Genomic DNA, 25832 nt, shown 5'->3' with positions numbered 1-25832 from the left:
TGGGCAGGTGAGGAAGGTGGCTCGGGCAGCAGAACGGGGCTACCTCCTGGTGGGAGGTAGCCCCGTGGGGTGACTGCGGTCAGCGGTTGGAGCGTGTGCCCAACAGGACATCCTCCCAGGACGGGACGATGGGGCGGCCCTTCTTGCCCTTGCGGGGCTTGGGGGCTGGCTTGGGCTCGGCGGCGGCCGGGGCCGGCTCGGGCTCCGGGGCCGGATCGGGAGTCGTGGCCGCTGGCTTCTTGGCGTCCTCGGCCGGGGCTTCCTGGGCCGCTGGCTTGGTGCTGGCGGCGGGCTGGTCGGCCGGCGGTTCGGGGATTGCTGGTGGTGTGCTCGCCGCGGGCTGGCCTGCCGGCTCGGTGGTCGCGGCTGGCGCGGATTCCGTTGCCGGGGGCTGGCTGGCGGCTGGCGCCGGCGGGGTCGCGGCCGGCTGGCCTGCGGCGTCGCCGGATGGCTGTTGGGCCGCGGCCGGCTGCTCGGGCGTGGCCGATTCCGTGGTGGGCAGCTGTGCGGCCGGCTGGCCGGCAGCCTGCTGGCCAGCGGGTGGGTCGGCCGGTGCCTGGTTCGACGTTGGCTCGGTGGCCGGCTGCTGGGGTGCCGCTGGAGCGCTGGCCGGCTGCTGGGGAGCGGTCGGCTGGCTGGTCTGGGGCTGGTCGGCGGCTGTCCCCTCGACCGCCGACTCCGCCGCAGCCGAACCGTTGACCGCCGGCTGACCTGCTGCCGAGCCGTCGGCCTGAGGCTGGCCCGTGGTCGTGCCGTCGGCCTGGGGCTGGCCCGTGGCCGTGCCGTTGACCGCCGGCTGACCCGCTGCCGAGCCGTCGGCCTGAGGCTGACCTGCGGTCGTGCCGTCGGCCTGAGGCTGACCTGCGGTCGTGCCGTCGGCCTGGGGCTGGCCCGTGGCCGTGCCGTTGACCGCCGGCTGACCCGCTGCCGAGCCGTCGGCCTGAGGCTGACCTGCGGTCGTGCCGTCGGCCTGAGGCTGACCTGCGGTCGTGCCGTCGGCCTGGGGCTGGCCCGTGGCCGTGCCGTTGACCGCCGGCTGACCCGCTGCCGAGCCGTCGGCCTGAGGCTGGCCCGTGGTCGTGCCGTCGGCCTGGGGCTGGTCTGCGGTCGTGCCGTTGACCGCTGGTTGGCCTGCGGTCGTGCCGTCAGCTTGGGGCTGACCTGCGGGTGAGCCGTCGGGGGCCGGGTGGCCTGTGGTCGGCGCGTTGGCCGGCGGCTGGGCGGTTGGCTCGATGGCCGCCGCTGACTCGACCGCCTGCGGCTGGGCAGCGACCGGCGCGACGGCCGGCGGCTGGGCAGCAGGCGGCTGGGCAGCGGCCGGTGGCTGGGGAGCCACGGGGTCGGCGAAGGGCTGCTGGGTCGCGGCCGGGGGCTGGGTCGCCGGTGCCGGTTGGGCAGGTGGCTGGGCCGCCGGGGGCTCGGTCGCCAGGGAGTGGGAGGCCGTCGGCTGGGCGGTGCGCGCCGGCCGGGGCGTTGGGCTGGGCTTGAACGGCTCCGGAGCCTCGGTCAGACCAGCTTGCGGGTCCTCGGGGAGGTCCTCGGCGTGGGAGGTGGTGTCCTCCACCTCGCGCAGGGGCGGCTCACCGCCGCCCACCACCTGGCGGCGTTCGACCGGCTCCAGCGGCGGGCGGTCGACCTGGAGGGCCTGGGCCGCCAGCTCGGTCACCGGGCGGACGGTGCGCAGCTGGCGGTTCGGGTTCGGGTCCAGCAGGTCAACGGCGTGATCGTCCAGCGACGTCACCGTGCCGCCGTGGGCACCCGGGTGGAACGACCAGTGCGCACGGTTCTGCGACCGGCCGGCGGTCCAGGTCAGCTGGATCACCCACTTGCCGTCCTCGCCCTTCCACGAGTCCCAGACGGCCGCGGTGTAGTCCTGGCCTCGTGCGGTGAAGGCCTGCGCGACCACCTCGCCCAGTTCCTGCACGTCCGGGCCGTCCTCGCGGATCGGGTGGGCGCGCTGGGCTAGCTCCGCCGTACGCGATCGCTCCAGCAGTACCGGGTAGGCGAACCGCTCCACGCGGCTCGGGGGTACACCGGCCGCTGCCGCGACCTGCTCAACGGACTCTCCCGCACGAATGCGGGACTGGATCTCACGAGGACGCATCTGGCTCTCCAGCTCAATGGCGATCTGGCCGAGTCGGGTGATGTCTCCTCGGGCTGCCGCACGCAACCGCTCATCCGCGGGAATCTGGAAGCGCTCGCCACGCGCCGGGTCCTCGCAGATGACGATCTTGCCGTCCTCTCCGAGCCCGACGACCCGCAGCGAACGCATCGCGGCCTCCCTGGAACAGACTTCACCTCGCCAGTTGCCACGTTAGTTCGGCGGGTCGCCTTGACGGGCTAGGCGCGCCGAGTACCGTGCCATCGGTCCGGATCCGATCTTGCCGGACTTCCTGTCAAGAGCGCCAGACCGAATCCGTGATCTTCTCGTAGGCGTCGATGTAGCGGGCCCTGGTCAACATCACGATCTCGTCCGGTAATTCCGGGGCCGGCGGCTGTTTGTTCCAGCCGGTCGAGGCCGCCCAGTCGCGGACGAACTGCTTGTCGAAGGCATGTTGGGGCCGCCCCGGCTGCCATTCCTCGGCCGGCCAGAAACGGGACGAGTCGGGGGTCAGGACCTCGTCGGCGAGGGTGACCACGCCCTCCTCGGTCAAGCCGAACTCGAGTTTCGTGTCGGCGACGATGATGCCCTTCGCCGCCGCGCGCTCGACGCCGCGCCCGTAGATCTCCAGGGAACGTTCACGCAACTGGGTGGCGACCTCGACGCCGACGGCGTCGATCACGTCGGTGAACGTGGCCGGCTCGTCGTGGCCGCCGTCGGACACCTTCGTCGTCGGCGTGAAGATCGGCTCCGGGAGGCGGCTGCCCTCGACCAGGCCGTCGGGCAGCTCCACCCCCGACACGGCGCCGGTGCGCCGGTACTCGGCCAGGCCGGAGCCGGCGAGGTAGCCGCGCACGATGCACTCGAACGGCACCATCGCCAGCCGACGGCAGCGGATCGCCCGGCCGGCGAACTCCGCCGGCACGTCCGTGGCCGAGATCAGATGGTTGGGCACCAGGTCGGTGAGCCGGTCGAACCACCACACCGACAGCGTCGTCAACAGCGCGCCCTTGTCCGGGATCGGGGTCGGCAGTACGACGTCGTACACCGACACCCGATCCGAGGCCACCAGCAGCAGGTCCGCGCCGTCGGCGTAGATCTCGCGGACCTTGCCGCTGTAGACGTGTTGCACTAGACGCGCTCCGCCAGCCAGTCGACGCAGCGGGTCAGCGCGGTGATGTCGTCGGGGTCGATGGCCGGGAACATCGCCACCCGCAGCTGGTTGCGGCCCAGCTTGCGGTACGGCTCGACGTCGACGATGCCGTTGGCGCGCAGCGCCTTGGCGATCGCCGAGGCGTCGGTGCCCTCGGCGAAGTCGATCGTGCCCACGACCTGGGAACGGTTGGCCGGGTCGGCGACGAACGGGGTGGCGAACTCGCTCTTCTCGGCCCACTCGTACAGCCGCGAGGACGAGTCCCTGGTGCGGGCGGTGGTCCACTCCAGACCGCCGTGGGACAGCATCCAGTCGATCTGCTCGGCCAGCAGGAACAGCGTCGCCACGGCCGGGGTGTTGTAGGTCTGGTCCTTGAGCGAGTTGTCCAGCGCGGTGGTCAGCGACAGGAACTCGGGCACCCAGCGCCCGCTGGCGCCGATCTCGGCGACCCGCTCCAGCGCGACCGGGCTCATCAGCGCCAGCCACAGCCCGCCGTCGGAGGCGAAGGACTTCTGCGGGGCGAAGTAGTAGACGTCGAAGTCGTTGGCGTCGACCGGCAGGCCGCCGGCACCGGAGGTGGCGTCGATGGCGACCAGCGCGGCGTCCGAGCCGGCCGGGCGGCGCACCGGGACGGCGACACCGGTGGAGGTCTCGTTGTGCGCCCAACCGACCAGGTCACAGCCCGGCGCGTACTCGATGGCCGGCGCGCTGCCCGGCTCGGCGGTGACCACCACCGGGTCGGCCAGGAACGGGGCGCCCTTGGTGACGGTCGCGAACTTGGCGGAGAACTCACCGTAGGTGAAGTGCTGGGCGCGCTCGCGGACCAGGCCGAAGGCGGCCGCGTCCCAGAAGGCGGTGGTGCCGCCGTTGCCGAGCACGACCTCGTAGCCCTCGGGCAGCGAGAACAGGTCGCGCAGGCCCGCGCGGACCCGGCCGACCAGGGATTTCACCGGCTTCTGGCGGTGCGAGGTGCCCATCAGCGCGGAGCCGTCGGACACCAGTCGGGCCAGCTGCTCGGGGCGGACCTTGGACGGGCCACAGCCGAAGCGGCCGTCGGACGGCTTGAGGTCGGCGGGCAGCACCAGCGAGGTCGGGTCGATCGTGGTCGGTGACTGGGTCATGTGACTGCGCCTCTCGGCAGTACGGGGTTGGTTACGGCGACGTTGCCGGGGCCCAGTCTCCCTCATCCCGCCTCGGTGCGCCTCGACCCCCCATGGGGTTGTCCACAGCCGGACCACTTGTCCACATGTCGATCTTCCCAGCTTGACGGCGGGGGAGGTCAGTGGTTGGTCGGCCAGCTGCCCAGGTCGAGACCGCCGGGGACCGGGGCCGCCGCGTCATAGGGCGTGCGGGTGAACACGAACGTCGCCAGGTCCAGGTGGCTGACCGCCCCGTCGACACCCCGGTGCACCCGCAGCGTCTCGCCCGCGTAGTAGCGGTCAAGGCCGCGCCAGGTGTCCGGCCCGTCGGGACGGAACCGCGAGGACCGGCCGGTGCCCGACTGCGGGCTCAGGTCCAGCCAGCCGCCGGGCAGCAGCCGCAGCGTGTAGGGCCACGGGCCCCAGAACCACTCGCCGGTCATCGCCAGCAGCGCCGCGTCGGCCGCCGGCTGCGGCACCCACGGCGCCGGCAGCGCCGGCTCGTAGTCGTCCACCAGCGTGATCAGGTCGGTGGTCAGCGCCGCGACACCGACCCCGGCGGTGCTGTTGGTCAGCGCCAGCGCGCCGGTGGTGGTCGCCGGGTCGACCACGACGCTGGCCAGGAAGCCCGGCATCGAGCCGCCGTGCCCGCACAGCTGGCGGCCGGAGTTCCGGAAGGCCTGGAGCCCCAGGCCGTAGCCGGTGGTCCAGGCCGCGCCGTCCTCGACGGCCGCCGGCGCGCGCATCTCGGCGACCGTGTCCGGCGACAGGACGCCGCCGGTGTCGCCGGCCAGGAACCGCACCCAGCGCGCCAGGTCGGTGACCGTCGACCACAGCTGACCGGCGGGGGCCATCGCCCCTGCGTCGGGCGTCGGCTCGGGCAGCAGCACGTCGGCGAACGGGTGCACGGCGAAGCCCAGCGCGTGCGGGGCACTCGGGTGCGGGGTGGTGCGGGTCATGCCCAGCGGCTCGAGGATCTCCTCGCGCAGCGCGGTCAGCCAGTCGGTGCCGCGCAGCTCGGCGACCAGCTGGCCGAGCACGCCGTAGCCGACGTTGGAGTAGTGGAACCGCTCACCGGCGCGGTGGCGGCCCTGCTCGGCGGACATGCTCTCCACCAGCGCCGGCCAGCCGTCACCGGGGGCGCGCTCCCACCACTCGCCGGGGGACTCCGAGGTGAGGCCGCCGGTGTGGGAGAGCAGCTGGGCGACGGTCAGGTGCCCGAAGGACGTGCCGCCGAGGTGCTTGTCGAGCACGTCGTTGAGGTCCAGCCGGCCCTCGTCGCGCAGCCGCATCACCAGCACCGCGACGAACGTCTTGGTGATCGAGCCGATGCGGTACTGGGTGTCGATGGTCGGCGCCGGCCCGTCCTGGGTCCCGTCGACGATGCCGCGGGCACCGTGCCAGAGCAGGTCCTGTCCGCGGATCACCGCGGCGACCAGCGATGGCGCCCGGCGTTCTGCCTGTTCAGCGGCCACCCGGCGGAGCAACGCGAACTCGGTGGTGTGCAGCATGGGCGTCATTGTGGCCGAAAGCGGCCGGGACTGGATCGGTCACGGGCCATTACCAATTACCGCTGCTAACGATTCCGCAGCAGGCCCTGGGCCATGGCCGTGGTCACCGCGGCGGTGCGGTCGGACACGCCGAGCTTGCCGAACGTGCGCAGCAGGTGGGTCTTCACCGTGGCCTCGCTGATGTGCAGCGTACGGCCGATGTCGGCGTTGGTCAGCCCCCGCGCGACCAGCGCCAGTACCTCCACCTCCCGCGCCGAGAGGGTCTGTTGGGCTGGCCGGCGGACCTGGTGGACCAGCCGCCCGGCCACCGACGGCGCGAGCACCGTCTCGCCGCGCGCGGCGGCCCGCACCGCCCCGGCGAGTTCCGCGCGGGAGGCGTCCTTGAGCAGGTAGCCGGCGGCGCCGGCCTCGACCGCGCGCAGGATGTCGGCGTCGGTCTCGTAGGTGGTCAGCACCACCACCCTGGCCCGGTCGGACTCGGCGAGGATCCGCGCGGTCGCGCCGACGCCGTCCAGGCCGGGCATCCGCAGGTCCATCAGGATGACGTCGGAGGTGACGGCCCTGGCCAGGGCGACCGCCTCCTCCCCGGAGCCGGCCTCGCCGACGACGGTCAGGTCGGGTTCGGACTCCAGCATCCCGCGCAGGCCCTCGCGGACCACCGGGTGGTCGTCGACCAGCATGATCCTGATCATCGCGGCACCTCCACCGTCAGTGTCGTCCCGTCCGGGCCGCTGTCGACGCGCAGCGACCCGCCGACCTGCTCGGCGCGGGTGCGCATGCCGCGCAGGCCGAACCCGTCGGCGGCCGCCGACGGGTCGAACCCTCGGCCGTTGTCGGTGACCAGCAGCGTGGCGTTCGACGCCTCGACCAGCAGGTCGATGGTGACCTGGGAGGCGCTGGCGTGTTTGCGGACGTTGGTCAGCGACTCCTGTACCGCGCGCAGCAGTACCACTTCCAGGCCGGTGGTCAGGTCGGCGAGGTCGCCGTCGACGTGGAAGGCGGTGCGGATGGCGGTCTCCTCGGTGAGCCGTTCGACCTGGCGGCGGATCGCCTCCTCCAGGGAGGCGGTGCCCAGCGGTGAGGGCATCAGGCCGGCGACCAGCGCGCGGGCCTCGCCGAGGTTCTCCCGGGCGGTGCGCGCGGCCAGCCGCAGGTGGCGGCGGACCTTGTCCTGGCCGGCGGTGTCGTCGCGGTCCAGTTCCGACTCGGCGGCCTGGACCAGGGTCAGCAGGCTGGTGAAGCCCTGGGCGAGGGTGTCGTGGATCTCGGCGGCGATGCGGGTGCGTTCGGCGCTGACCCCGGCCTCGCGGGAGAGCCGGGCGACCTCCTCCCGGCTGGCCTCCAACTCCTTGATCAACTCCGCTCGTTCCTCACTCTCGATCACCACCCGGTAGACCCAGGTGCCCAGCACCACCGACAGGACCAGGCTGATCATCGTGCTCGGCCCCACCTCCGGCAGGACCTGGCCGGGGCCCTCGGTGATCAGCACGTGCATCGCGGGCAGCAGGTTGGCCACGACGATCACGGCGATGGCCTCCGGCAGCCGCAGGCTCATGAAGATCAACGGGCACACGGCGAACAGCGCGATCGAGGCGATCGGCTCGATCAGCACCCCCACCGCCAGCAGGGCGACGACCCCGAACGCGAAGATCCGCCCCGGCCACGGCCGCGCCTGCTCCTGGTCGGCCAGGATGACCCGCCGGCCGAAGGCGAAGAACCACACGGCCATCGTGGCCATCGCGCCGGCCATGACGGCCCGGCCGGTCGGGGTGGTCCCGTCGGTGCCCAACGCGAAGGCGATCATCGCGACGAACCCGATGGAGAAGTAGAGGTCCCACAGCCAGAACCACCCGTCCGGGACGCCGCCGGTGTTCGACGACGCCCCGTGTTCGGAACTCACCGCTCCTTGCGGGCGGTCAGTCGGAACGTCACCAGGCACAACACCAATCCGACCACGCACCACCCGCCGAGCACCAACGCGGTGGTTCCCAGCTCCCAGGTGCCCGCCGGCTCCTGGGCGGCCATGCTGTCGGGCAGCAGCGCGGCGCGGAAGCCCTGGGCCACCCACTTCACCGGGAACAGCGCGCCGATGTCGAGCATCCAGCCGGGCAGCACGACCAGCGGGATGTAGACGCCGGAGACGAACAGCAGACCGATGTAGGGCAGGTTCGTGATCGCGCCGGCGCTCTGCGCGTTCTTCGCGAACGAGCTGATCGTCAGGCCGAGCAGGGAACAGGCGATCGTGCCCAGCAGGAACACCCAGACCAGCGTGAACCAGCGGCCGGCGTCGGCCGGCAGGGTGGTGTCGAACAGGGCCATGCCCACGGCCAGCAGCAGCACCAGCTCGGCGAGGCTGGCCACCACCACCAGAACGATCTTGCCGATGAAGTAGGCCGACATCGGCACGGGCGCGCCCCGCAGCCGCTTGAGCGTGCCGTCCGAGCGGTCCTCGGCGACGCCGATCCCCAGGTTCAGGAAGGACGTGGCGATGATCCCGGCGCCGGCCATGCTCGCGCTGAACACCTGGCCGGAGGACACACCGGTGCCCTCGTAGGTGTCGCTGAACACCGAGCCGAGCAGGATCAGGATGAGCGCCGGGAAGGAGAAGGTGAAGATCACCTGGTCCTTGTGCCGGAAGAACTGCTTGAGTTCGACGGCGCCGCGCGCCAGACCGACGGTCAGCACGCCGGGCAGCGCGCCACGGTCGAGGGTGGTGGTCATCGGGCACCTCCGATGAGCGACAGGTAGGTGTCCTCCAGGCTCGGCCGGGTCACGGTGAGCTCCGGGAGTTCCCGCCCACCGCCGGAGAGCTGGTTGACCAGAGCCGTTGGTGTGTCGGTGAGTACCGAACGCGGCCCGTCATGGTCGATCCAGCTGACCGTCGCCTTGGCCGTCGACCGCCCCCCGAGCGTCGCGGGCGTTCCCCTGGCGACGATCCGCCCCCCGGCGATCACGGCGACCTCGTCGGCCAACGCCTCGGCCTCGTCGAGGTAGTGGGTGGTGAGCACGATCGTCGTCCCGTCGGCGGCCAGCGTGCGGATGAGGTCCCAGAAGTGGCGCCGGGCCTCCGGGTCGAACCCCGTGGTCGGCTCGTCCAGGAACAGCAGCTCCGGGCGCCCCACGATGCCGAGCGCGACGTCGAGACGACGTCGCTGGCCGCCGGAGAGCTGCTTGATCCGCGCGCCGGCCTTCTCGGTGAGCCCCACCTGTTCGATCACCGCGCGCGGGTCGGCCGGGGCGGGGAAGTAGGTCGCGAAATGCCTCACGGTCTCGGCGACGGTCAACTCGGCCGCGTCGTTGGCCGTCTGCAGCACGATGCCGATCCTGGCTCGCCAGGCTCTGGTCGCCCTGGCCGGATCGGTTCCGAGGACCGACACGCTGCCGGACGTTCTGGTGCGATGGCCTTCGAGGATCTCGACAGTGGTGGTTTTCCCGGCGCCGTTCGGGCCAAGGATGGCGAAGACCTGTCCCCTGTGGATGTCGAGATCGATCCCGTCCACCGCTACCAGTGTGTTGTAGGACTTGCGGAGTCCTTGTACCTGTATGGCGGTCATGCTGTTGAGCTTGGTTGCTGGGCGGGGGGTGGGGGACCTCCGGGCGGTTGAACCTGGTTGTCCACCGATCGGTGGACAAGCGGTCATCGCCGGGTGAACCCGGCGATGACCTCGCCACGCGAATCAGGACCGGACGGAGGCCCAACCCTCGACCTCGGAAGCCGGCCGGGGCCCGGGCCCCACATACCGGGCCGACGGCCGAACCAACCGTCCAGTCCTCTTCTGCTCCAGGATGTGCGCACACCACCCGGCGGTCCGCGCGCACGTGAACATGGCCGGCATCATGTGTGGTGGCACCTCGGCGAAGTCGAGGATCACCGCCGCCCAGAACTCGACGTTGGTCTCGATCGCGCGGTCCGGGCGGCGTTCCCTCAGCTCGGCGAGCGCGGCCTGCTCCAGTTCGACGGCGACCTCGTACCGTTGCGCCCCCAGTTCCTGGCAGGTGCGGCGCAGTACCCGGGCGCGGGGGTCCTCGGCCCGGTAGACGCGGTGGCCGAAGCCCATCAGGCGTTCGCCCCGGTCGAGGATGCCGGCGACGACCTTGCGGGCGTCGCCCTTGTCCTCGACCTCGGCGATCATCGGCAGGACCCGGGCGGGGGCGCCGCCGTGCAGCGGGCCGGACATGGCGCCGATCGCACCGGACATCGACGCCGCCACGTCGGCACCGGTGGAGGCGATGACCCGCGCGGTGAAGGTGGACGCGTTGAGGCCGTGCTCGGCCGCCGACACCCAGTAGGCGTCGATCGCCCGGACGTGCGCCGGGTCGGGTTCGCCGCGCCAGCGGGTGAGGAAGCGTTCGGTGATCGTGTCGCACTCGTCGATGCGTTGTTGGGACACCGCCGGGCGGCCGATGCCGCGCGCCGACTGGGCCACATAGGACAGTGCCATGACCGAGGCCCTGGCCAGCTGCTCCCTGGTCTGCTCGTCGTCGATGTCGAGCAGGGGCTGGTAGCCCCAGATGGGGGCCAGCATCGCGAGCGCCGCCTGGACGTCGACCCGGACGTCGCCGGTGTGGACGGGGATCGGGAACGGTTCGGCGGGGGGCAGGCTCTGGCCGAAGCGGCCGTCGACGAGCAGCGCCCACACGTCGCCGAAGGTGACCTTGCCGGCCAGGTCCTCGATGTCCACGCCCCGGTAGCGCAGCGCGCCGCCGTCGCGGTCGGGCTCGGCGATCTCCGTGCGGAAGGCGACCACGCCCTCCAAACCCGGTCGGAAGCCGTCGTCGGGATCGTCCGCCGACGAGTTGTTCTGGTCGATCTGTCGCACCGCGCCGTGCATCGTTTCGCCCTCTCAGCAGTCCCGAACCCAGGTCACCTTCCTCCTGTTCGGCCCACTTAGGCAATTGCTCCAGCCGGTGGTTTCGGTCACGATTCAGGAGAACGATTCAGAAACCCCTCGGCCGGGGCGGACGTTAAGCGTGTGTTTCGGGAACGGAAACGCACCCCTACCGGTGGTAGACCTCTTCCCATGCACCTGACACCCCAGGAACAGGACAAGCTGCTGGTGGCGATGGCTGCGGAGGTCGCGCGGCGTCGCCTCGGGCGCGGCGTGGCGCTGAACTATCCGGAGGCGGTAGCGCTGATTACCGATCACATCGTGGAGGGCGCGCGGGACGGCCGGTCGGTCGCCGACCTCATGTCCTCCGGTCGTTCGGTGCTGCGTCGCGATCAGGTCATGGCGGGCATTCCGGAGATGATCGACTCCGTCCAGGTCGAGGCGACCTTCCCCGACGGCACCAAGCTGGTCACCGTGCACAGCCCGATCGTGTCCCGGGGCGACGCGTGATCCCCGGTGAGCTGCTGCTGGCCGACACCCCGGTCGAGCTGAACCCGGGACGGCGCAGGGTGGCGCTGGTCGTGTGCAACACCGGCGACCGGCCGGTGCAGGTCGGCTCGCACTTCCACTTCGCCGACGTCAACCCGGGGCTGGCGTTCGACCGGGCGGCCGCGGCCGGGCACCGGCTGGACGTGCCGGCCGGTACGTCGGTGCGGTTCGAGCCGGGGGTGGAGCGGGAGGTGACGCTCGTGCCGCTGGCCGGGCGCGGCGTGGTGGCGGGGCTGCGATGACCGACCGCGCGCGGTACGTCTCGCTGCTGGGGCCGACGGTCGGCGACCGTGTCCGGTTGGCCGACACCGACCTGCTGATCGAGGTCACCGAGGACCGGGCGCTGGGGCGGGGTTCGGGTGACGAGGTGGTTTTCGGTGGCGGCAAGGTGATCCGCGAGTCCATGGGCCAGTCGACCGTCACCCGCGCCGAGGGCGCGCCGGACCTGGTGATCACCGGCGTCGTGGTGCTCGACCACTGGGGCGTGGTGAAGGCCGACGTCGGTGTGCGTGACGGGCGGATCGTGGGCATCGGCAAGGCTGGCAACCCCGACACCATGGACGGCGTCGACCCGGCACTGGTGATCGGCCCGTCGACCGAGATCGTCGGGGGGAACGGGAAGATCCTGACCGCCGGGGGCATCGACTGCCACGTGCACTTCATCTGCCCGCAGTTGACCGGGACCGCGTTGGCGTCCGGTCTGACCACGCTCGTCGGTGGCGGCGTCGGCCCGGCGGAGAGCAGCAAGGCGACCACGGTGACCGCCGGCGCGTGGAACCTGACCAGGATGTTCCAGGCGATGGACGGCCAGCCGGTGAACGTCGTTCTGCTCGGCAAGGGCAACACGGTCTCGGCCGAGGGGCTGCGCGAACAGGTCGCGGCCGGCGCGGCCGGGTTCAAGCTGCACGAGGACTGGGGTTCCACTCCGGCGGCCATCGACGCGTGTCTGCGGGTGGCGGAGGAATCCGGTGTGCAGGTGGCGATCCACACGGACACGCTGAACGAGGCCGGCTTCCTGGAGTCCACTGTGGACGCTATTGGTGGGCGGTCGGTCAACGCGTACCACACCGAGGGGGCCGGCGGCGGGCACGCGCCGGACATCATCCGCGTGGTCGGGCTGCCCAACGTGCTGCCGTCCTCGACCAACCCGACCCGGCCGCACACGGTGAACACCATCGACGAGCACCTCGACATGCTGATGGTCTGCCACCACCTCAACCCGTCGGTGCCCGAGGACCTGGCCTTCGCCGAGAGCCGTATCCGGCCGACGACCATCGCCGCCGAGGACGTGCTGCACGACCTGGGTGCCATCTCGATGATCGGATCCGACTCGCAGGCGATGGGCCGGATCGGCGAGGTGGTGATCCGCACCTGGCAGACCGCGCACGTGATGAAACGCCGCCGCGGCGCGTTGCCCGGCGACGGCGCGGCCGACAACCTGCGGGCGCGGCGTTACGTCGCCAAGTACACGATCAACCCGGCGATCGCCCACGGCATCGCGCACGAGGTCGGCTCGGTCGAGGTCGGCAAGCTGGCCGACCTGGTGCTGTGGGAGCCGAAGTTCTTCGGTGTCAAGCCGTCGCTGGTGTTCAAGGGCGGGTTCATCGCCTGGGCGGCGATGGGCGACGCGAACGCGTCGATCCCCACGCCGCAGCCGGTGCTGGCCCGCCCGATGTACGGGGCGGCGCCGAGGGTGGCGGCCGCGTCCAGCCGCCACTTCGTCACCGAGTCCGCGCTGTCGCTGGCCGAGCACCTGGGGACCGCGACCCCGCTGGCCGCCATCACCAACACCCGCGCGGTCACCAAGGACCACATGATCGCCAACGACGCCCGCCCGACCGTCACCGTCGACCCCGACAGTTTCACGGTGCACATCGACGGCGAACCGGTCGAACCGATGCCGGTGGCCGAGTTGCCGATGGCCCAGCGCTACTTCCTGTTCTGATGTCGGTCCTGGCGATGCTGCTGGCCGACTCCCGGTTCCCCGGCGGCGGCCACGTCCACTCCGGCGGGCTGGAGGAGGCCGCCGCCCGGGGGTTGCTGCGCGCCGAGGCCGACCTGCCGCCGTTCCTGACCGCCCGGCTGCGCACGGCGGGTCTGCTCGCGGCCGTGTTCGCCGCCGCGTCGGCCCACGCGGCCGGGAGCCCCCGGGGGGACGGGGTCTGGGACGTGTTGGACGCGGAACTGGACGCGCGTACTCCGTCCGCGGCAGCGCGTTACGCCTCTCGGGTGCAGGGGAAGGCCTTCGCGCGCGCGGTGGGCGTCATGGTTGTCCCCAGTGTGGATGGTGACTGTGGATCAACCTTGCGCGCGGTGCTGGCCGCGACCCCCCGTCCGCACCACGCGATCGTGCTCGGGGTGGCGGCCGGGTCGGTCGCCGGGGCGGCCCGGGTGGCGGCCTATCTGGCGGTGAGTGGGCCGGCGAGCGCGGCCGTGCGGCTGTTGGGACTTGATCCGTTGTGGGTCAACGGGGTGGTGGCCGGCATGGTGGACGAGGTCGAGGCCGTCGCGGGGGAGGCGGTGCGGTGGGCGGGGTGTGCGCCGGCGGAGCTGCCGGCACCATCCTCGCCGGGGCTGGATCTGCTCGCGGAGGAACACGAACGGCATCATCGAGAAGAGGTGCGTCTCTTTGTCAGCTGACCACGATCACCCGGTGAGTTTCGACCCGACCGTCGCCGAGGCGGACCGCCACGACCAGGCCCCGGCCGCCGGGCGGGCGGTGCGGATCGGGGTCGGCGGACCGGTCGGCAGCGGGAAGACCGCGTTGGTCGCGGCGCTGTGCCGGGCGCTGGCCGACGTCGACCTGGCGGTGGTGACCAACGACATCTACACCACCGAGGACGCCGAGTTCCTGCGCCGCGCGGGTGTTCTGGACCCCGCGCGGATCGAGGCGGTGCGCACCGGCTGCTGTCCGCACACCGCCATCCGCGACGACATCACCGCCAACCTGGACGCCGTCGACTCGCTCGCCGAGCGGTTTCCCGGGCTGCGGCTGGTGATCATCGAGAGCGGTGGGGACAACCTGACGGCCGTGTTCAGCCGGGGGCTGGTCGACCACCAGATCTTCGTGGTGGACGTCGCCGGTGGGGACAAGGTGCCGCGCAAGGGCGGGCCGGGGGTCACCACCGCCGACCTGTTGGTGATCAACAAGACCGACCTGGCGCCGCTGGTGGGGGCCGATCTGGGGGTCATGTCGGGGGACGCGCACCGGGTGCGGAACGGGCTGCCGGTCGTCCTTCAGTCTCTTGTGGACACACCGGACGCGCCGGCGGTGGCCGGCTGGGTGCGCGACCGGCTGTGAGGGCGCGCGCGGACCTCGCCGTCGAGGTCGACCGGCACGGGAACACCGTCGTCGGGACACTCCGCTGCCAGGCTCCGTTGACGCTGGTTCCCGCTCGTGCCAACGGTTCCGCGCTCGTGCACCTGGTCGCCTCGGCCGCCGGGCCGCTCGGCGGCGACGACCTCGCGCTGACCGTCCGGGTCGGATCCGGCGCGCGGTTGCGGCTGGTCGGGGTCGCGGCGACGGTGCTGCTCTCGGGGGCCAGCCGGTCGGCCGTGACCTTCGAGATCGGGGCCGGCGCGGTCGTGGAGTACCTGCCGGGGCCGACGGTGGTCACCGAACGCGCCGAGCACGAGGCGAGCCTGGTCGCCACGCTCGCCAGGGACGCGCGGCTGCGCACCAGGGAGGTCCTGGTCCTGGGCCGGGCCGGTGAGCCGCCCGGCCGGCTGGACACCCGTACGTCGGTCACCCGGGACGGCCGGCCGGTGCTGCGGCAGCGGCTGCTGGTGGGGGACCCCGCGCTGGACCGGAGCCTGCCCGGGCTCGCCGGCCGGCGGGTGCTGGCCACCGAGTCGGACTTCTCCCCTGACGAGGCCGAGGCGGCCAGTGGTCAGTGGTGGTCGCGCAGTCCGCTGGCGGCCGGCGGATCGGTCGTCACCGTGCTGGCCGACGACGCGGCGACCGCCACGCGCCGGCTCGCCGAGGTCGCCGAAAAAACCAGCGGCGACGAATCTTTGTGAATATTCAGTCGCGTACGGCGGGGCAAGCGAGATGTTTACCGTGTCCGGACTGAATCATGATCCGGGGTCCCCTGGTCAGCGCTGAATCGATGGGGTGTAAAACGGTTCTCCAGATGGTGCGGACGATGGTGCGGGAAGATGGTGTGAGGAACTCCCACCGAAGTGCGGGCGCTCGGCCGGGCCGGTGAACAACGCCGTGGCCAGTGGACGAACCACCACACCTGACGGAGCAGAACGTGGGAGGATTTCGGATTGTCGGCAACCCTCAACTGGGGTTTCTTCACTGTGGTAATTGAAATTTTCAGAACGTTGTCCCGGCCGGACGTGACGGTCCGCCGGGATATTCCCAGCTTAGAGAGCTGAGGGAGAAGGTCCGATGGGGCAAGGACCGCAGAGCCGCATGTACCGGGGAGTGGACACCGAACAGCGGCGCGCCGAGCGGCGGGAGCGGCTGCTCGAGGCCGCGCTGGACGAGTTCACCACGCGCGGCTACCACAAGACCAAGATCGCCGACCTGTGTGCGCGGGCCGGCGTCTCGACCCGCAACTTCTACGAGAAGTTCGCCAGCAAGGAGGCGTTACTCCTCGAACTGCACGCACACGTCAACACCCTCGCCATGCAACGGATGCGGCCGGTCCTCGACTCGCTCGGCGACGCCGACGCGCTGACCAGGATCACCACCATGCTCGACGAGTTCGTCGCCGCGGTGACCGCCGATCCCCGGTTCCCCCGGCTCAACTACGTCGAGGTGCCGGGCATCAGCCAGGCCATGGAGCGTCAGCACCGCGACTGGTTCAACCGGTACACCGACCTCATCGAGGCGGAGTGTGACCGCGCGGCGGCGGCCGGTCTCGCGCCGGAGCGTGACTACCGGCTCACCGCCATCGCACTGGTCGGCGCGGTCACCGGGATCCTGCGCGAGTGGCAGGCGCACGATCCGCCGATGCCGGCCGACGCGGTGGCCAACGAGATCCGGCAGGTCTTCGTCGCGGCCATCACCCGTCCGGCGTAGCCGGTGGCCGCGCAGCGTTTCCGCATCGATTCGGGTGGGGGTCATCACCCGTCGTGAGGTTTCCGCGCGCCGGAAATCCCCGTACCGTCACCGGCAGAGGGCTTTCCGGCGACCGGCGGCAAGGCCCTCGAGTGATCTGTGGGTCCCTACACCACCAGGAGGCTCGGGCATGGCTGACGGCAGGATGTCGACCGGTGACCTCACTCTGGAACTGCCGAAGATGCGGGTCTCCTACGAGGAGGGCACCCTCAGCGAGCCCGAGCTCGCCGGCACCTGGTGGGAACAGTTGCAGCACTGGCTCGACGACGCCATCACCGCCGGCGCGCCCGAGCCCAACGCCATGGTGCTGGCCACCGCGAACGCCGAGGGCATCCCGGCCTCACGCACCGTGCTGTGCAAGGGCCTGGACCACCGGGGCGTGGTGTTCTTCACCAACTACACCTCGGCCAAGAGCCACGACCTGATGGCCACCCGCTTCGCCTCGGCGACCTTCCCCTGGTACTCGCTGCACCGCCAGGCCACCGTGCGCGGCACGGTGGAGAAGGTCAGCCAGGCCGAGACCGCCACCTACTGGGCCAGCCGCCCGCGCGGCTCGCAGCTGGGGGCGTGGGCCTCGCCGCAGTCGATCGTGGTCAGCGGCCGGCACGCCCTGGAGTCGGCGCTGGCCAACGTGCAGCGGCAGTTCGCCGACGTCGACGAGGTGCCGGTGCCGCCGCACTGGGGCGGCTGGCGGATCCGGCCGGAGGTCGTGGAGTTCTGGCAGGGCCGCCGCGACCGCATGCACGACCGGCTCCAGTTCAAGCAGGGCCGCGACGGCTGGAAGGTCGAACGCCTGGGCCCGTGAGGGTTCTCACGCCCTGACCGCACACCGGCGGGCCTACTGTCTGCCGGGTGGGGGACGGGGCACGCCGGCGGATAGCGATCGACACCCGGCCGCTGGCCATCCCGGCGTACCGGCGGCTGTGGATCTCCACGGCCGTCACCGCCGTCGGCAGCCAGCTGACCGTCGTCGCCGTGCCCAAGCAGGTCTTCGACCTGACCGGGTCGTCGGCCTACGTCGGGCTGACCGGGGCGTTCGGTCTGGTTCCGCTGCTGGTGTTCGGGCTGTGGGGCGGGGCGATCGCCGACGCGGTCGACCGGCGCACGGTGATCCTGGTCAGCAACGTCGGCATCGCGGGCACGTCGGTGCTGTTCTGGCTCCAGGCCGCGCTCGGTGCCGGCAACGTGTGGTTCGTGCTGGTCCTGTTCGCCGTGCAGCAGGCGTTCGTGGCGGTGAACATGCCGACCCGCACGGCGGCCGTCGCCCGGCTGGTGCCGGTGACCCTGCTGCCCTCGGCGACCGCGCTGAGCGCGACGGTGTCCTCGTTCGGGATGGTGTTCGGGCCGCTGGCGGCCGGCGCGCTGATGCCACTGGCGGGACTGTCCACGCTGTACCTGGTCGACGCGGTGGCGCTGACCGTGGCGACGGTGATGCTCGTGCGCCTGCCGGGGATCCCGCCGGCCGCCGGGGCGAGCCGGCGGGCCGGACTGCGCGACATCGTCGACGGATTCCGTTACCTGGCGGCCAAACACGTGCTGCTGGCGTCGTTCCTGGTGGACATCATCGCGATGGTCGCCGGCCTGCCCAGGGCACTGTTCCCGGAGATGGCGCAGCGGTCCTTCGGCGACCCGCCGGGTGGCGGGGCCGCGCTGGGCTGGCTGTACGCGGCCATCCCGATCGGCGTGGTGCTGTGCGGGCTGGCGTCCGGGTGGGTGGGCACCTTCCGCCGGCACGGGGTGGGGGTGACGGTCGCGGTGTGCGCGTGGGGCGCGGCGATCGTCGGGTTCGGGCTGGCACGGTCGCTGTGGCTGGCGGTGGTGTTCCTGGCGCTGGCCGGAGCGGCCGACATGATCAGCATGGTGTACCGCAGCTCCATCCTGCAGACCGACTCGACCGACGAGCTGCGCGGGCGCATCCAGGGCGTGTTCACCGTGGTGGTGGCCGGCGGGCCGAGGCTCGCGGACCTGGTGCACGGCTGGGGCGCGGCGGCGGTGGGGACCACGGCGGCGGCCACCGGCGGCGGCGTGCTGGTGATCGTGCTGACCGTGGTGGCGGTGGCGTGCCTGCCGGTGTTCTGGCGCTACCTGGCCCCCGGCTCGGACGGCGAGGATCACGGCAAGGATCACGGCGAGGATCCCGACGACCTGCCACAGGACCAGAACGTAGTGAAGTAGTAACAGTACGCACTCTGGCAACCGCGACCATGATCAGGCATGCTCAGGGTTCATGGTGACCGAGAACACAGATCGGAACGAGGAGAGCCAGCCGGCGCTGAAGCGGGTCATGGGGCCGAAGCTGCTGTTCTTCTTCGTGATCGGCGACATCCTGGGGACGGGGATCTACGCCCTGACCGGCAGTGTCGCCGGCAAGGTCGGCGGCGCGCTGTGGCTGCCGTTCCTCATAGCGTTCATCGTCGCGTTCCTCACCGCGTTCGCCTACCTGGAACTGGTGGGCAAGTATCCGAGAGCGGCCGGCGCCGCGCTGTACACCAACCGCGCGTTCCGCAAACCGTTCCTGACGTTCATCGTGGCCTTCGCGGTGATGTGCTCGGGGATCACCTCGGCGTCCTCGGCGGCGCTGGCCTTCGGCAAGACCTACCTACCGGCGGCGTTCGACATCGAGGTGTCCACGGTCGTGGTCGCCCTGGTGGCGGTGGGCTTCGTCGTGGTGCTGGCGATCGTCAACTTCATCGGCGTGGCGCACTCGGTGAAGGCCAACGTGGTCCTCACGCTGATCGAGCTGGCCGGGTTGGCGATCATCATCGGCGTCGGTGTCTACGCGGTCGCCGGCGGCAACGGCGAGCCGGGCCGGCTGGTGGAGATCGACACGGCCGACACGACCTGGCTGCTGGCGGTCACCGGCGCGACCTCGCTGGCGTTCTTCGCGATGGTCGGCTTCGAGGACTCGGTGAACATGGCCGAGGAGGTCAAGGAACCCAACCGGGTGTTCCCGAAGGCGCTGCTGTCGGGCATGGCCACCGCCGCGCTGATCTACGTCCTGGTCGCCATCACGTCCTCGCTGCTGATCGCCGCCGACGACCTGGCCGCCGCCCAGTCCGGGGCGCTGCTGGAGGTCATCGGGGTCGGGGCGCCGGAGTTCCCGCGCTGGATCTTCGAGTGGATCGGCATGTTCGCGGTGGTCAACTCGGCGCTGATCAACATGCTGATGGCCAGCCGGCTGCTCTACGGCATGGCCAACGAGCGGATCCTGCCGAAGATCTTCGGCACCGTGCACCCGTTCCGCCGCACGCCGTGGGTGTCGATCCTGATCACCAGCGCGATCGCCGCCGTGCTGGTCGCCACCGCCGGCTCCGACGGCGTCGGCAAGCTCGGTGGAACGACGGCGTTGCTGCTGCTGTGCGTGTTCGCGGTGGTCAACGTCTCGGTGCTGGTGCTGCGCCGGGAGACGGTCGAGCACCGCCACTTCCGGGCGCCGACGTGGGCGCCGGTGCTGGCCGGGGTGCTGTGCGGGTACCTGGCGATCCCGTGGCTGTCGGGCCGGCCGGCCAGCGACTACTACATCGCGCTGATCCTGATCGGTCTCGGCGTCGTGCTGTGGGTGGCGAACTGGGCGTACCTGCGGGCCAGGGGCGAACAGGTCAAGGAGTTCGACCCGCAGGCGCTCAAGGACTGACGCCGGGCCAATAGGGTCTTGTTCATGGGACCTACCGGACGACAACTGGAGATCGGGCACGGCGACGCGCGGGCGACCGTCACGACGGTCGGCGCGTCGCTGCGTGCCTTCGAGGTGGCGGGGCAGCCCTACGTCGAGACCTATGGCGCGCAGGACTCCCCGCCGCTCGGCGCCGGAGCGGTGCTGGTGCCCTGGCCCAACCGGGTCCGAGGGGGCACCTGGCCGCATGCGGGCGTGACCCAGCAGCTGGAGGTCACCGAGCCGGCGCGGGGCAACGCCATCCACGGCCTGACGCGGCGCGAGGAGTGGACGGTCGTCGAGCACACGGCCTCGGCCCTCACCCTGGAGGTGCGGGTCGACGGGCGGCAGGGCTGGCCGTTCGGGTTCGCCACCGGCATCACCTACGCGGTGGACCAGGCGGGCCTGACCGTCACCCACACCGTGCACAACCTGTCCGACGACGACATGCCCTTCGGCGTGGGCGCCCACCCGTATCCCCGCCCGGCCGGCACCGACGTGGATGACTGTGTGCTGACCCTGGCGGCATCGACGGTGCTGCCGGTCGACGAGGAGACCCTGGTCCCGGTCGGCAAGCCGACGTCGGTGGAGGGCACCGACCTGGACTTCCGCGCGGGACGCCCGCTGCGCACCGCCGACCTGGACACCGCGTTCGGTGGTTGCCTGCCCGGCGCCGACGGCCTGGTCCACCACACGGTGACCCACGACGGCGGCGGCGTCGAGGTGTGGGCGGACCCGGTGTTCGCCTGGGTGCAGGTCTTCACCCCCACCGGCTTCCCCGGCAGTGTCGGTCGGGCGATCGCCATCGAGCCGATGACCTGCCCGCCGGACGCGTTGAACTCCGGCACGGACCTGATCGTGCTCCCGGCCGGGGGAACCTGGAGCGGACGGTGGGGCATCCGGGCGCTGGGCAGGTAGGTTGCATGATCGTGAGTACTGCTGTCACTGGTGGATATGTCGTTCCGGTCGACGGTGAACCCGTCGAGGGCGGAACCGTTCTGATCGACAACGGCGTGATCGTGGCCGTCGGCGCCGAGGCCGACGTGGACATTCCGGACGACGCGGAGATTGTGGACGCGTCGGGCACGTGGGTGCTGCCCGGTTTCGTGGAGGCCCACGGGCATCTGGGCGTGTACGAGGAGGGCGACGGCTGGGCGGGCCTGGACGTCAACGAGATGACCGATCCCAACGGCGCGCGACTGCGTGCCCTGGACGGCATCAACCCCGACGACCAGGGTTTCCGCGACGCCCTGGCCGGGGGCGTGACGACGGTGGTCGTGAAGCCCGGTTCCGGCAACCCCATCGGCGGCCAGACCGTGGCGGTGAAGAGTTGGGGTCGCACGGTCGAGGACATGCTGGTTCGGGAACCGGTGAGCGTGAAAAGCGCCCTGGGCGAGAACCCGAAACGGGTGTACGGGGACCAGAACAAACTCCCGTCCACCCGCCTGGGTGTGGCGGCCGTGATCCGCGACGCGTTCACCAAGGCCCAGGACTACCGCGAGGCCAGGGAATGGGCGATCCGCGAGGGCAAACCCTTCGAGCGCGACAACACCCAGGAAATCATGGTGCGCGTGCTGGAGGGCGAGTTGCCCTGGTGCCAACACAGCCACCGGGCCGATGACATCGCGACGGCCATTCGCCTGTCCGAGGAGTTCGGCTACCGCCTGATCGTCAACCACGGCACCGAGGGTCATCTGCTGGCGGACACGTTGGCGGCCAAGGACATCCCGGTGATCATGGGCCCGCTGATCGTCGGCCGGTCCAAGGTGGAGGTTCGCCGCCGCTCGATGCGCAACCCGGGAATCATGGCCAGGGCGGGCGTGAAGATCGCCATGACCACCGATCACCCGGTGGTCCCCATCGACTACCTGGTGCACCAGGCGACCTTCGCCGTGAAGGAAGGCCTCGACTCCGAGACGGCGCTGCGCTCGATCACCATCAACCCGGCCGAGATCATGGGTCTGGGTGACCGGGTGGGCGCCCTGCGCCCAGGGCTGGACGCCGACATCGTGCTGTGGTCCGGCGATCCCCTGGACGTCATGAGCCGAGCGGTCCGGGTCTTCGTCAACGGCAGGGACGTCTACCACTTCGACGAGTCAACCGGCGAAGGCCGAACCACGAACCCCTTCTACACCGAATAGGGAAGAGGTCGACGGTGGCCGGATCGGGATTGCCGGCCACCCCACAACTCAGGAACCGCGCAGGGACCGGGCGATCAGCATGCGCTGGATCTGGTTGGTCCCCTCGAAGATCTGCGGAACCTTGGCCTCCCGCAGGTACCGCTCCACCGGGAAGTCCCGGGTGTACCCGGCCCCACCCAGAACCTGAACGGCATCGGTGCACACCTTCATGGCGGCGTCGGTGGCCACCAGCTTCGCGACGGAGGCCTGCCGGGCGAAGGCCACTCCTCGGTCCCGCCGCCGGGCGGCCTCAAGGTAGGTGGCCCTGGCCGACTCCACGGCCGCCGCCATGTCGGCCAGCAGGAACTCCATCCCCTGGAACTCGATGATCGCCCGCCCGAACTGCGAGCGCCCCTTCGCGTAGGCCACGGCCTCGTCCAGGGCGGCCTGTGCCAGTCCCACCGAGCAGGCGGCGATGCCCAACCGCCCGGAACTCAACGCGGTCAACGCGATCCGCAGCCCGGCCCCTTCCTCACCGATCAGTCGGGAAGCGGGCACGACGGCATCGGAAAAGATCATCTGGGTGGTGGAGGACCCGGTCAACCCCATCTTCCGCTCAGGCGGACTCGCGGACAGCCCCGGTGTCCCGGAATCCACCAGCAGACAGGAGATCCCGCCGGGCGCCCGCACCATCGTCGTGTAGAAGTCCGCGTGGCCGCCGTGGGTGATCCACGACTTCACCCCGTTCACCACGTACGACTCGTCGGAGGGCTCCGCCTTGGTCGTCAACGCGGCCGCGTCCGATCCGGCCTGGGCCTCGGACAGCGCGTAGGCGCCCAGCAGGTCCCCGCCGAGCATGTCCGGCAGCCACCGCTCCCGCTGCTCGTCGGTGCCGTGCTCGGCCAGCGCGTAGCACGACATCACGTGCACCGACAGGCCGACGCCCACCGACATCCACGCGGTGGCGATCTCCTCCAGCACCTGGAGGTACACCTCGTAGGACAGCCCCGACCCGCCCCACCGCTCCGGGTACGGCAGGCCGAGCAGCCCGGCCCGCCCCAGGGTCCGGAACTGCTCGCGCGGGAACCGGCCCTGTTCCTCGTGGTCGGACGCGAGCGGCGCCAGTTCGTCCCGGGCGATCTCCCTGGTCAGCTTGATCAGGTCCTCGGCGTCCTGATCCGGGAGCAGGCGCTCAGCAGGCATTCGGTCCTCCGCAGGTCGTGCGTGCCGGATTAGTATGACGACCTACTGTCGGGTAGTAGTCGAAAATCCAGTGAGGTGCACATGCTCTGCGTCGGCGGCGAGGCCTTGATCGATCTCGTACCGGCGGCCGACGCCCTACCCGGTGAGCTGGGCGCGCTGGCGCCACTGCCCGGCGGCGGCCCCTACAACGTGGCGATCGCCCTGGGCCGGCTCGGGTCGCCGGTGAGCTTCCTCTCGCGGGTGTCGACCGACACCTTCGGGGACGCGCTGGTCGACCGGCTGCGGCGCTCCGGTGTGGACGTCTCACTGGTCCAGCGCGGTGACGAGCCGACCACGCTCGCGGTCGCCGGTATCGGCCCGGACGGCTCGGCCCGCTACTCCTTCCACGTCGAGGCCACGGCCGACCGGCTGGTCGCCGATCCCGGCGAGCTGGGCCCGGACGTGACGATCGTCTCTCTCGGCACCCTGTCGCTGGTTCTCGAGCCGGGCGCGAGTACCTACGAAACGGTGCTGCGCCGACATTCCGCCCGGGGCGGCCTGGTGGTCGTCGACCCCAACATCCGGGCGGCCATGATCACCGATCCGGACGCCTACCGGGCCCGGTTCACCTCCTGGTTGCCCGACATCGGCCTGCTCAAACTGTCCGTTGAGGACGCGGCGTGGCTGGCCGGTGACCCGGGCGACCGGGCGGGCCTGGAGGACGACCTGGAGGACACCGTCCGGGGCTGGTTGGCCGCCGGGCCGGCCGCCGCCGTGCTGACCAGGGGCGCCGACGGGCTGGTCGCGTTGACGGCGGACGGTGACCGGATCGAGGTGCCGACGGTCCCGGCCGTGGTGGTCGACACCATTGGGGCGGGGGACACCGTGCACGGGGCGTTGCTGCACTGGTTGGAAAAGGCGGGAATGGGCAACCCGTCGGGGGTACGGGAGATCGATGCCGATGGTTGGCGGGCGGCGCTGGAATTCGCCGCGCGCGCGGCCTCGGTCACCGTTTCGCGTGCCGGAGCCGAACCACCCTATGCGGCTGAGCTGGGCCTTCACTCATAGAGTGCGGTGGCCCACACTCCGTGGACTGTCCGGGCGGCGCGGATCGCACTAGCGTTGAGAACAACAAGACACGTTTGTTGAGAGGGACTACGCATGCCTGACGCGAGGACCGCGACCGCCGGTGCTGGCAACAACAGCGCCCACGGTTCGGCAACACCAAACGGCGCGCCGGAATCCGTCGCGTTGCGATATCCGGGCGGCGAATACGAGATGTCGCTCACGCATGCCTCGGAGGGCTCGTCGGGGATCAATGTCAGCAAGCTGCTGTCGACCACGGAGCTGGTGACGCTGGACCCTGGCTTCGTCAACACCGCCGCGTGCTCGTCGGAGATCTGCTACATCGACGGCGACGCCGGTATCCTGCGCTACCGCGGGTACCCGATCGAGCAGCTGGCCGAGAAGTCCTCCTTCATCGAGGTCAGCTACCTGCTCATCTACGGCGAGCTGCCCAACCAGGCCCAGCTCGACGAGTTCGCCTCGAAGATCAGCCGGCACACCCTGCTGCACGAGGACCTCAAGCGTTTCTTCGACGGTTTCCCCCGCGACGCGCACCCGATGCCGGTGCTCAGTTCCGCGGTGTCCGCGCTGTCGACCTTCTACCAGGACAGCCTGCTGCCCTTCGACCAGGAGCAGGTGGAGATCTCCACCATCCGGCTGCTGGCCAAGCTGCCCACGATCGCCGCCTACGCCTACAAGAAGTCGGTCGGCCAGCCGTTCCTCTACCCGGACAACTCGCTGGGGCTGGTGGAGAACTTCCTGCGGATGACCTTCGGCTTCCCCGCCGAGCCCTACGCGATGGACCCCGACCTGGTGCGCGCGCTGGACCTGCTGTTCATCCTGCACGCCGACCACGAGCAGAACTGCTCCACCTCGACGGTGCGGCTGGTCGGCTCGTCGGAGGCGAACCTGTTCGCCAGCATCTCGGCCGGCATCAACGCCCTGTTCGGTCCGCTGCACGGCGGCGCCAACAGCGCGGTGCTGGACATGCTGGAGGGCATCCGCAACTCCGGCGGCGACGTCGGCGCGTTCGTGCGGAAGGTGAAGAACCGCGAGGACGGCGTGAAGCTGATGGGCTTCGGCCACCGGGTGTACAAGAACTACGACCCGCGCGCGGCGATCATCAAGAAGACCGCCGACGACATCCTCGGCCGGCTCGGCAGCGACGACAGCCTGCTCGACATCGCCAAGCAGCTGGAGGAGCACGCGCTGGCCGACGACTACTTCGTCGAGCGCAAGCTGTACCCGAACGTCGACTTCTACACCGGACTGATCTACCGCGCGATGGGCTTCCCGACGAAGTTCTTCACCGTGCTGTTCGCGTTGGGTCGGCTGCCCGGCTGGATCGCGCACTGGCGGGAGATGATGAACGACCCGGCGACCAAGATCGGCCGCCCGCGCCAGGTGTACATCGGCGCGACCGAGCGCGACTACCTCTCGCTCGACAAGCGCTGAGCCAC

General features: G+C 71.0%; 24 protein-coding genes. 14 read left to right on the top strand and 10 right to left on the bottom strand.

Annotation, left to right across the window (positions count from 1 at the left end):
- Positions 1-79: 79 nt before the first annotated feature.
- The 9 genes from sepH to BLA60_RS19200 form a co-directional block, all read right to left on the bottom strand.
- Positions 80-2272, bottom strand: coding sequence for a septation protein SepH (sepH, locus tag BLA60_RS45595; protein ID WP_245812058.1), 2193 nt, complete (start codon positions 2270-2272; stop codon positions 80-82).
- A gap of 124 nt (positions 2273-2396) precedes the next feature.
- Positions 2397-3233, bottom strand: coding sequence for a phosphoribosylaminoimidazolesuccinocarboxamide synthase (locus BLA60_RS19235; RefSeq protein ID WP_075134310.1), 837 nt, complete (start codon positions 3231-3233; stop codon positions 2397-2399).
- Positions 3233-4375, bottom strand: a complete 1143-nt coding sequence (gene serC, locus BLA60_RS19230; protein ID WP_075134309.1) for a phosphoserine transaminase — start codon at positions 4373-4375, stop codon at positions 3233-3235. Before serC ends, BLA60_RS19235 begins: the two co-directional genes overlap by 1 nt.
- Before the next feature lie 158 nt (positions 4376-4533).
- Positions 4534-5904 carry a serine hydrolase domain-containing protein gene (locus tag BLA60_RS19225; protein ID WP_075134308.1) on the bottom strand — a complete coding sequence of 457 codons (1371 nt, stop codon included), beginning with the start codon at positions 5902-5904 and terminating at the stop codon, positions 4534-4536.
- Between the two features lie 65 nt (positions 5905-5969).
- Positions 5970-6596: a response regulator gene (locus BLA60_RS19220; protein WP_075134307.1), complete on the bottom strand. Its 627-nt coding sequence runs from the start codon at positions 6594-6596 to the stop codon at positions 5970-5972.
- The gene (locus BLA60_RS19215) at positions 6593-7804 is read right to left on the bottom strand and encodes a sensor histidine kinase (RefSeq protein ID WP_075134306.1); all 1212 of its coding nucleotides are present in this window, start codon (positions 7802-7804) and stop codon (positions 6593-6595) included. The genes BLA60_RS19220 and BLA60_RS19215 overlap by 4 nt, the downstream gene beginning before the upstream one ends.
- Positions 7801-8625, bottom strand: a complete 825-nt coding sequence (locus BLA60_RS19210) for an ABC transporter permease (RefSeq protein WP_075134305.1) — start codon at positions 8623-8625, stop codon at positions 7801-7803. The genes BLA60_RS19215 and BLA60_RS19210 overlap by 4 nt, the downstream gene beginning before the upstream one ends.
- Entirely contained in the window at positions 8622-9458 is an 837-nt protein-coding gene (locus tag BLA60_RS19205) for an ABC transporter ATP-binding protein (RefSeq protein ID WP_154814454.1), read from the bottom strand. Before BLA60_RS19205 ends, BLA60_RS19210 begins: the two co-directional genes overlap by 4 nt.
- Before the next feature lie 123 nt (positions 9459-9581).
- Positions 9582-10736, bottom strand: a complete 1155-nt coding sequence (locus BLA60_RS19200) for a citrate synthase 2 (RefSeq protein ID WP_075134304.1) — start codon at positions 10734-10736, stop codon at positions 9582-9584.
- 189 nt (positions 10737-10925) lie between these two features.
- On the opposite strand from BLA60_RS19200, the gene BLA60_RS19195 reads away from it, so the two are divergent.
- The 12 genes from BLA60_RS19195 to BLA60_RS19140 all read left to right on the top strand — a co-directional run bounded on the left by BLA60_RS19195 (position 10926) and on the right by BLA60_RS19140 (position 22146).
- Positions 10926-11243: an urease subunit gamma gene (locus BLA60_RS19195; protein ID WP_075134303.1), complete on the top strand. Its 318-nt coding sequence runs from the start codon at positions 10926-10928 to the stop codon at positions 11241-11243.
- Entirely contained in the window at positions 11240-11524 is a 285-nt protein-coding gene (locus tag BLA60_RS19190) for an urease subunit beta (protein ID WP_075134302.1), read from the top strand. Before BLA60_RS19195 ends, BLA60_RS19190 begins: the two co-directional genes overlap by 4 nt.
- On the top strand, positions 11521-13227 hold the full coding sequence (locus BLA60_RS19185; RefSeq protein WP_075134301.1) for an urease subunit alpha: 1707 nt from the start codon (positions 11521-11523) through the stop codon (positions 13225-13227). Before BLA60_RS19190 ends, BLA60_RS19185 begins: the two co-directional genes overlap by 4 nt.
- On the top strand, positions 13227-13922 hold the full coding sequence (locus tag BLA60_RS19180) for an urease accessory protein UreF (protein ID WP_075134300.1): 696 nt from the start codon (positions 13227-13229) through the stop codon (positions 13920-13922). Before BLA60_RS19185 ends, BLA60_RS19180 begins: the two co-directional genes overlap by 1 nt.
- Positions 13888-14583 carry an urease accessory protein UreG gene (gene ureG / locus BLA60_RS19175; protein WP_425427074.1) on the top strand — a complete coding sequence of 232 codons (696 nt, stop codon included), beginning with the start codon at positions 13888-13890 and terminating at the stop codon, positions 14581-14583. The genes BLA60_RS19180 and ureG overlap by 35 nt, the downstream gene beginning before the upstream one ends.
- On the top strand, positions 14580-15302 hold the full coding sequence (locus BLA60_RS19170; protein ID WP_075134298.1) for an urease accessory protein UreD: 723 nt from the start codon (positions 14580-14582) through the stop codon (positions 15300-15302). Before ureG ends, BLA60_RS19170 begins: the two co-directional genes overlap by 4 nt.
- A 376-nt stretch (positions 15303-15678) precedes the next feature.
- On the top strand, positions 15679-16314 hold the full coding sequence (locus tag BLA60_RS19165) for a TetR/AcrR family transcriptional regulator (RefSeq protein ID WP_075134297.1): 636 nt from the start codon (positions 15679-15681) through the stop codon (positions 16312-16314).
- Between the two features lie 169 nt (positions 16315-16483).
- Positions 16484-17158, top strand: coding sequence for a pyridoxamine 5'-phosphate oxidase (gene pdxH, locus BLA60_RS19160; protein WP_075134296.1), 675 nt, complete (start codon positions 16484-16486; stop codon positions 17156-17158).
- Positions 17159-17205: 47 nt separating this feature from the next.
- Positions 17206-18528: an MFS transporter gene (locus tag BLA60_RS19155; protein ID WP_245812056.1), complete on the top strand. Its 1323-nt coding sequence runs from the start codon at positions 17206-17208 to the stop codon at positions 18526-18528.
- 52 nt (positions 18529-18580) lie between these two features.
- Positions 18581-19987 (top strand): APC family permease, encoded by a 1407-nt coding sequence (locus tag BLA60_RS19150; protein ID WP_075134295.1) that lies wholly within the window; start codon positions 18581-18583, stop codon positions 19985-19987.
- A gap of 24 nt (positions 19988-20011) precedes the next feature.
- Complete coding sequence (locus tag BLA60_RS19145) at positions 20012-20923, top strand: aldose 1-epimerase family protein (protein WP_075134294.1); 912 nt, start codon at positions 20012-20014, stop codon at positions 20921-20923.
- A gap of 11 nt (positions 20924-20934) precedes the next feature.
- Positions 20935-22146, top strand: coding sequence for an amidohydrolase (locus BLA60_RS19140; protein WP_075134533.1), 1212 nt, complete (start codon positions 20935-20937; stop codon positions 22144-22146).
- A gap of 48 nt (positions 22147-22194) precedes the next feature.
- Here BLA60_RS19140 and BLA60_RS19135 read toward each other — a convergent pair whose 3' ends face one another.
- On the bottom strand, positions 22195-23328 hold the full coding sequence (locus tag BLA60_RS19135; protein ID WP_075134293.1) for an acyl-CoA dehydrogenase family protein: 1134 nt from the start codon (positions 23326-23328) through the stop codon (positions 22195-22197).
- Positions 23329-23409: 81 nt separating this feature from the next.
- Here BLA60_RS19135 and BLA60_RS19130 point away from each other — a divergent pair, with 81 nt between their 5' ends.
- Both BLA60_RS19130 and BLA60_RS19125 read left to right on the top strand, forming a co-directional pair.
- The gene (locus BLA60_RS19130; RefSeq protein WP_075134292.1) at positions 23410-24375 is read left to right on the top strand and encodes a carbohydrate kinase family protein; all 966 of its coding nucleotides are present in this window, start codon (positions 23410-23412) and stop codon (positions 24373-24375) included.
- A 93-nt stretch (positions 24376-24468) separates the two neighbouring features.
- On the top strand, positions 24469-25827 hold the full coding sequence (locus tag BLA60_RS19125) for a citrate synthase (protein ID WP_084735100.1): 1359 nt from the start codon (positions 24469-24471) through the stop codon (positions 25825-25827).
- The last annotated feature ends 5 nt before the right edge of the window (positions 25828-25832 follow it).

Origin of the sequence: Actinophytocola xinjiangensis (assembly GCF_001921215.1) — a bacterium.
GTDB classification, from domain to species: Bacteria; Actinomycetota; Actinomycetes; order Mycobacteriales; family Pseudonocardiaceae; genus Actinophytocola; species Actinophytocola xinjiangensis.
The sequence above is the reverse complement of the archived record's forward strand: the minus strand, read 5'-3'. Positions and strand labels throughout refer to the sequence as shown.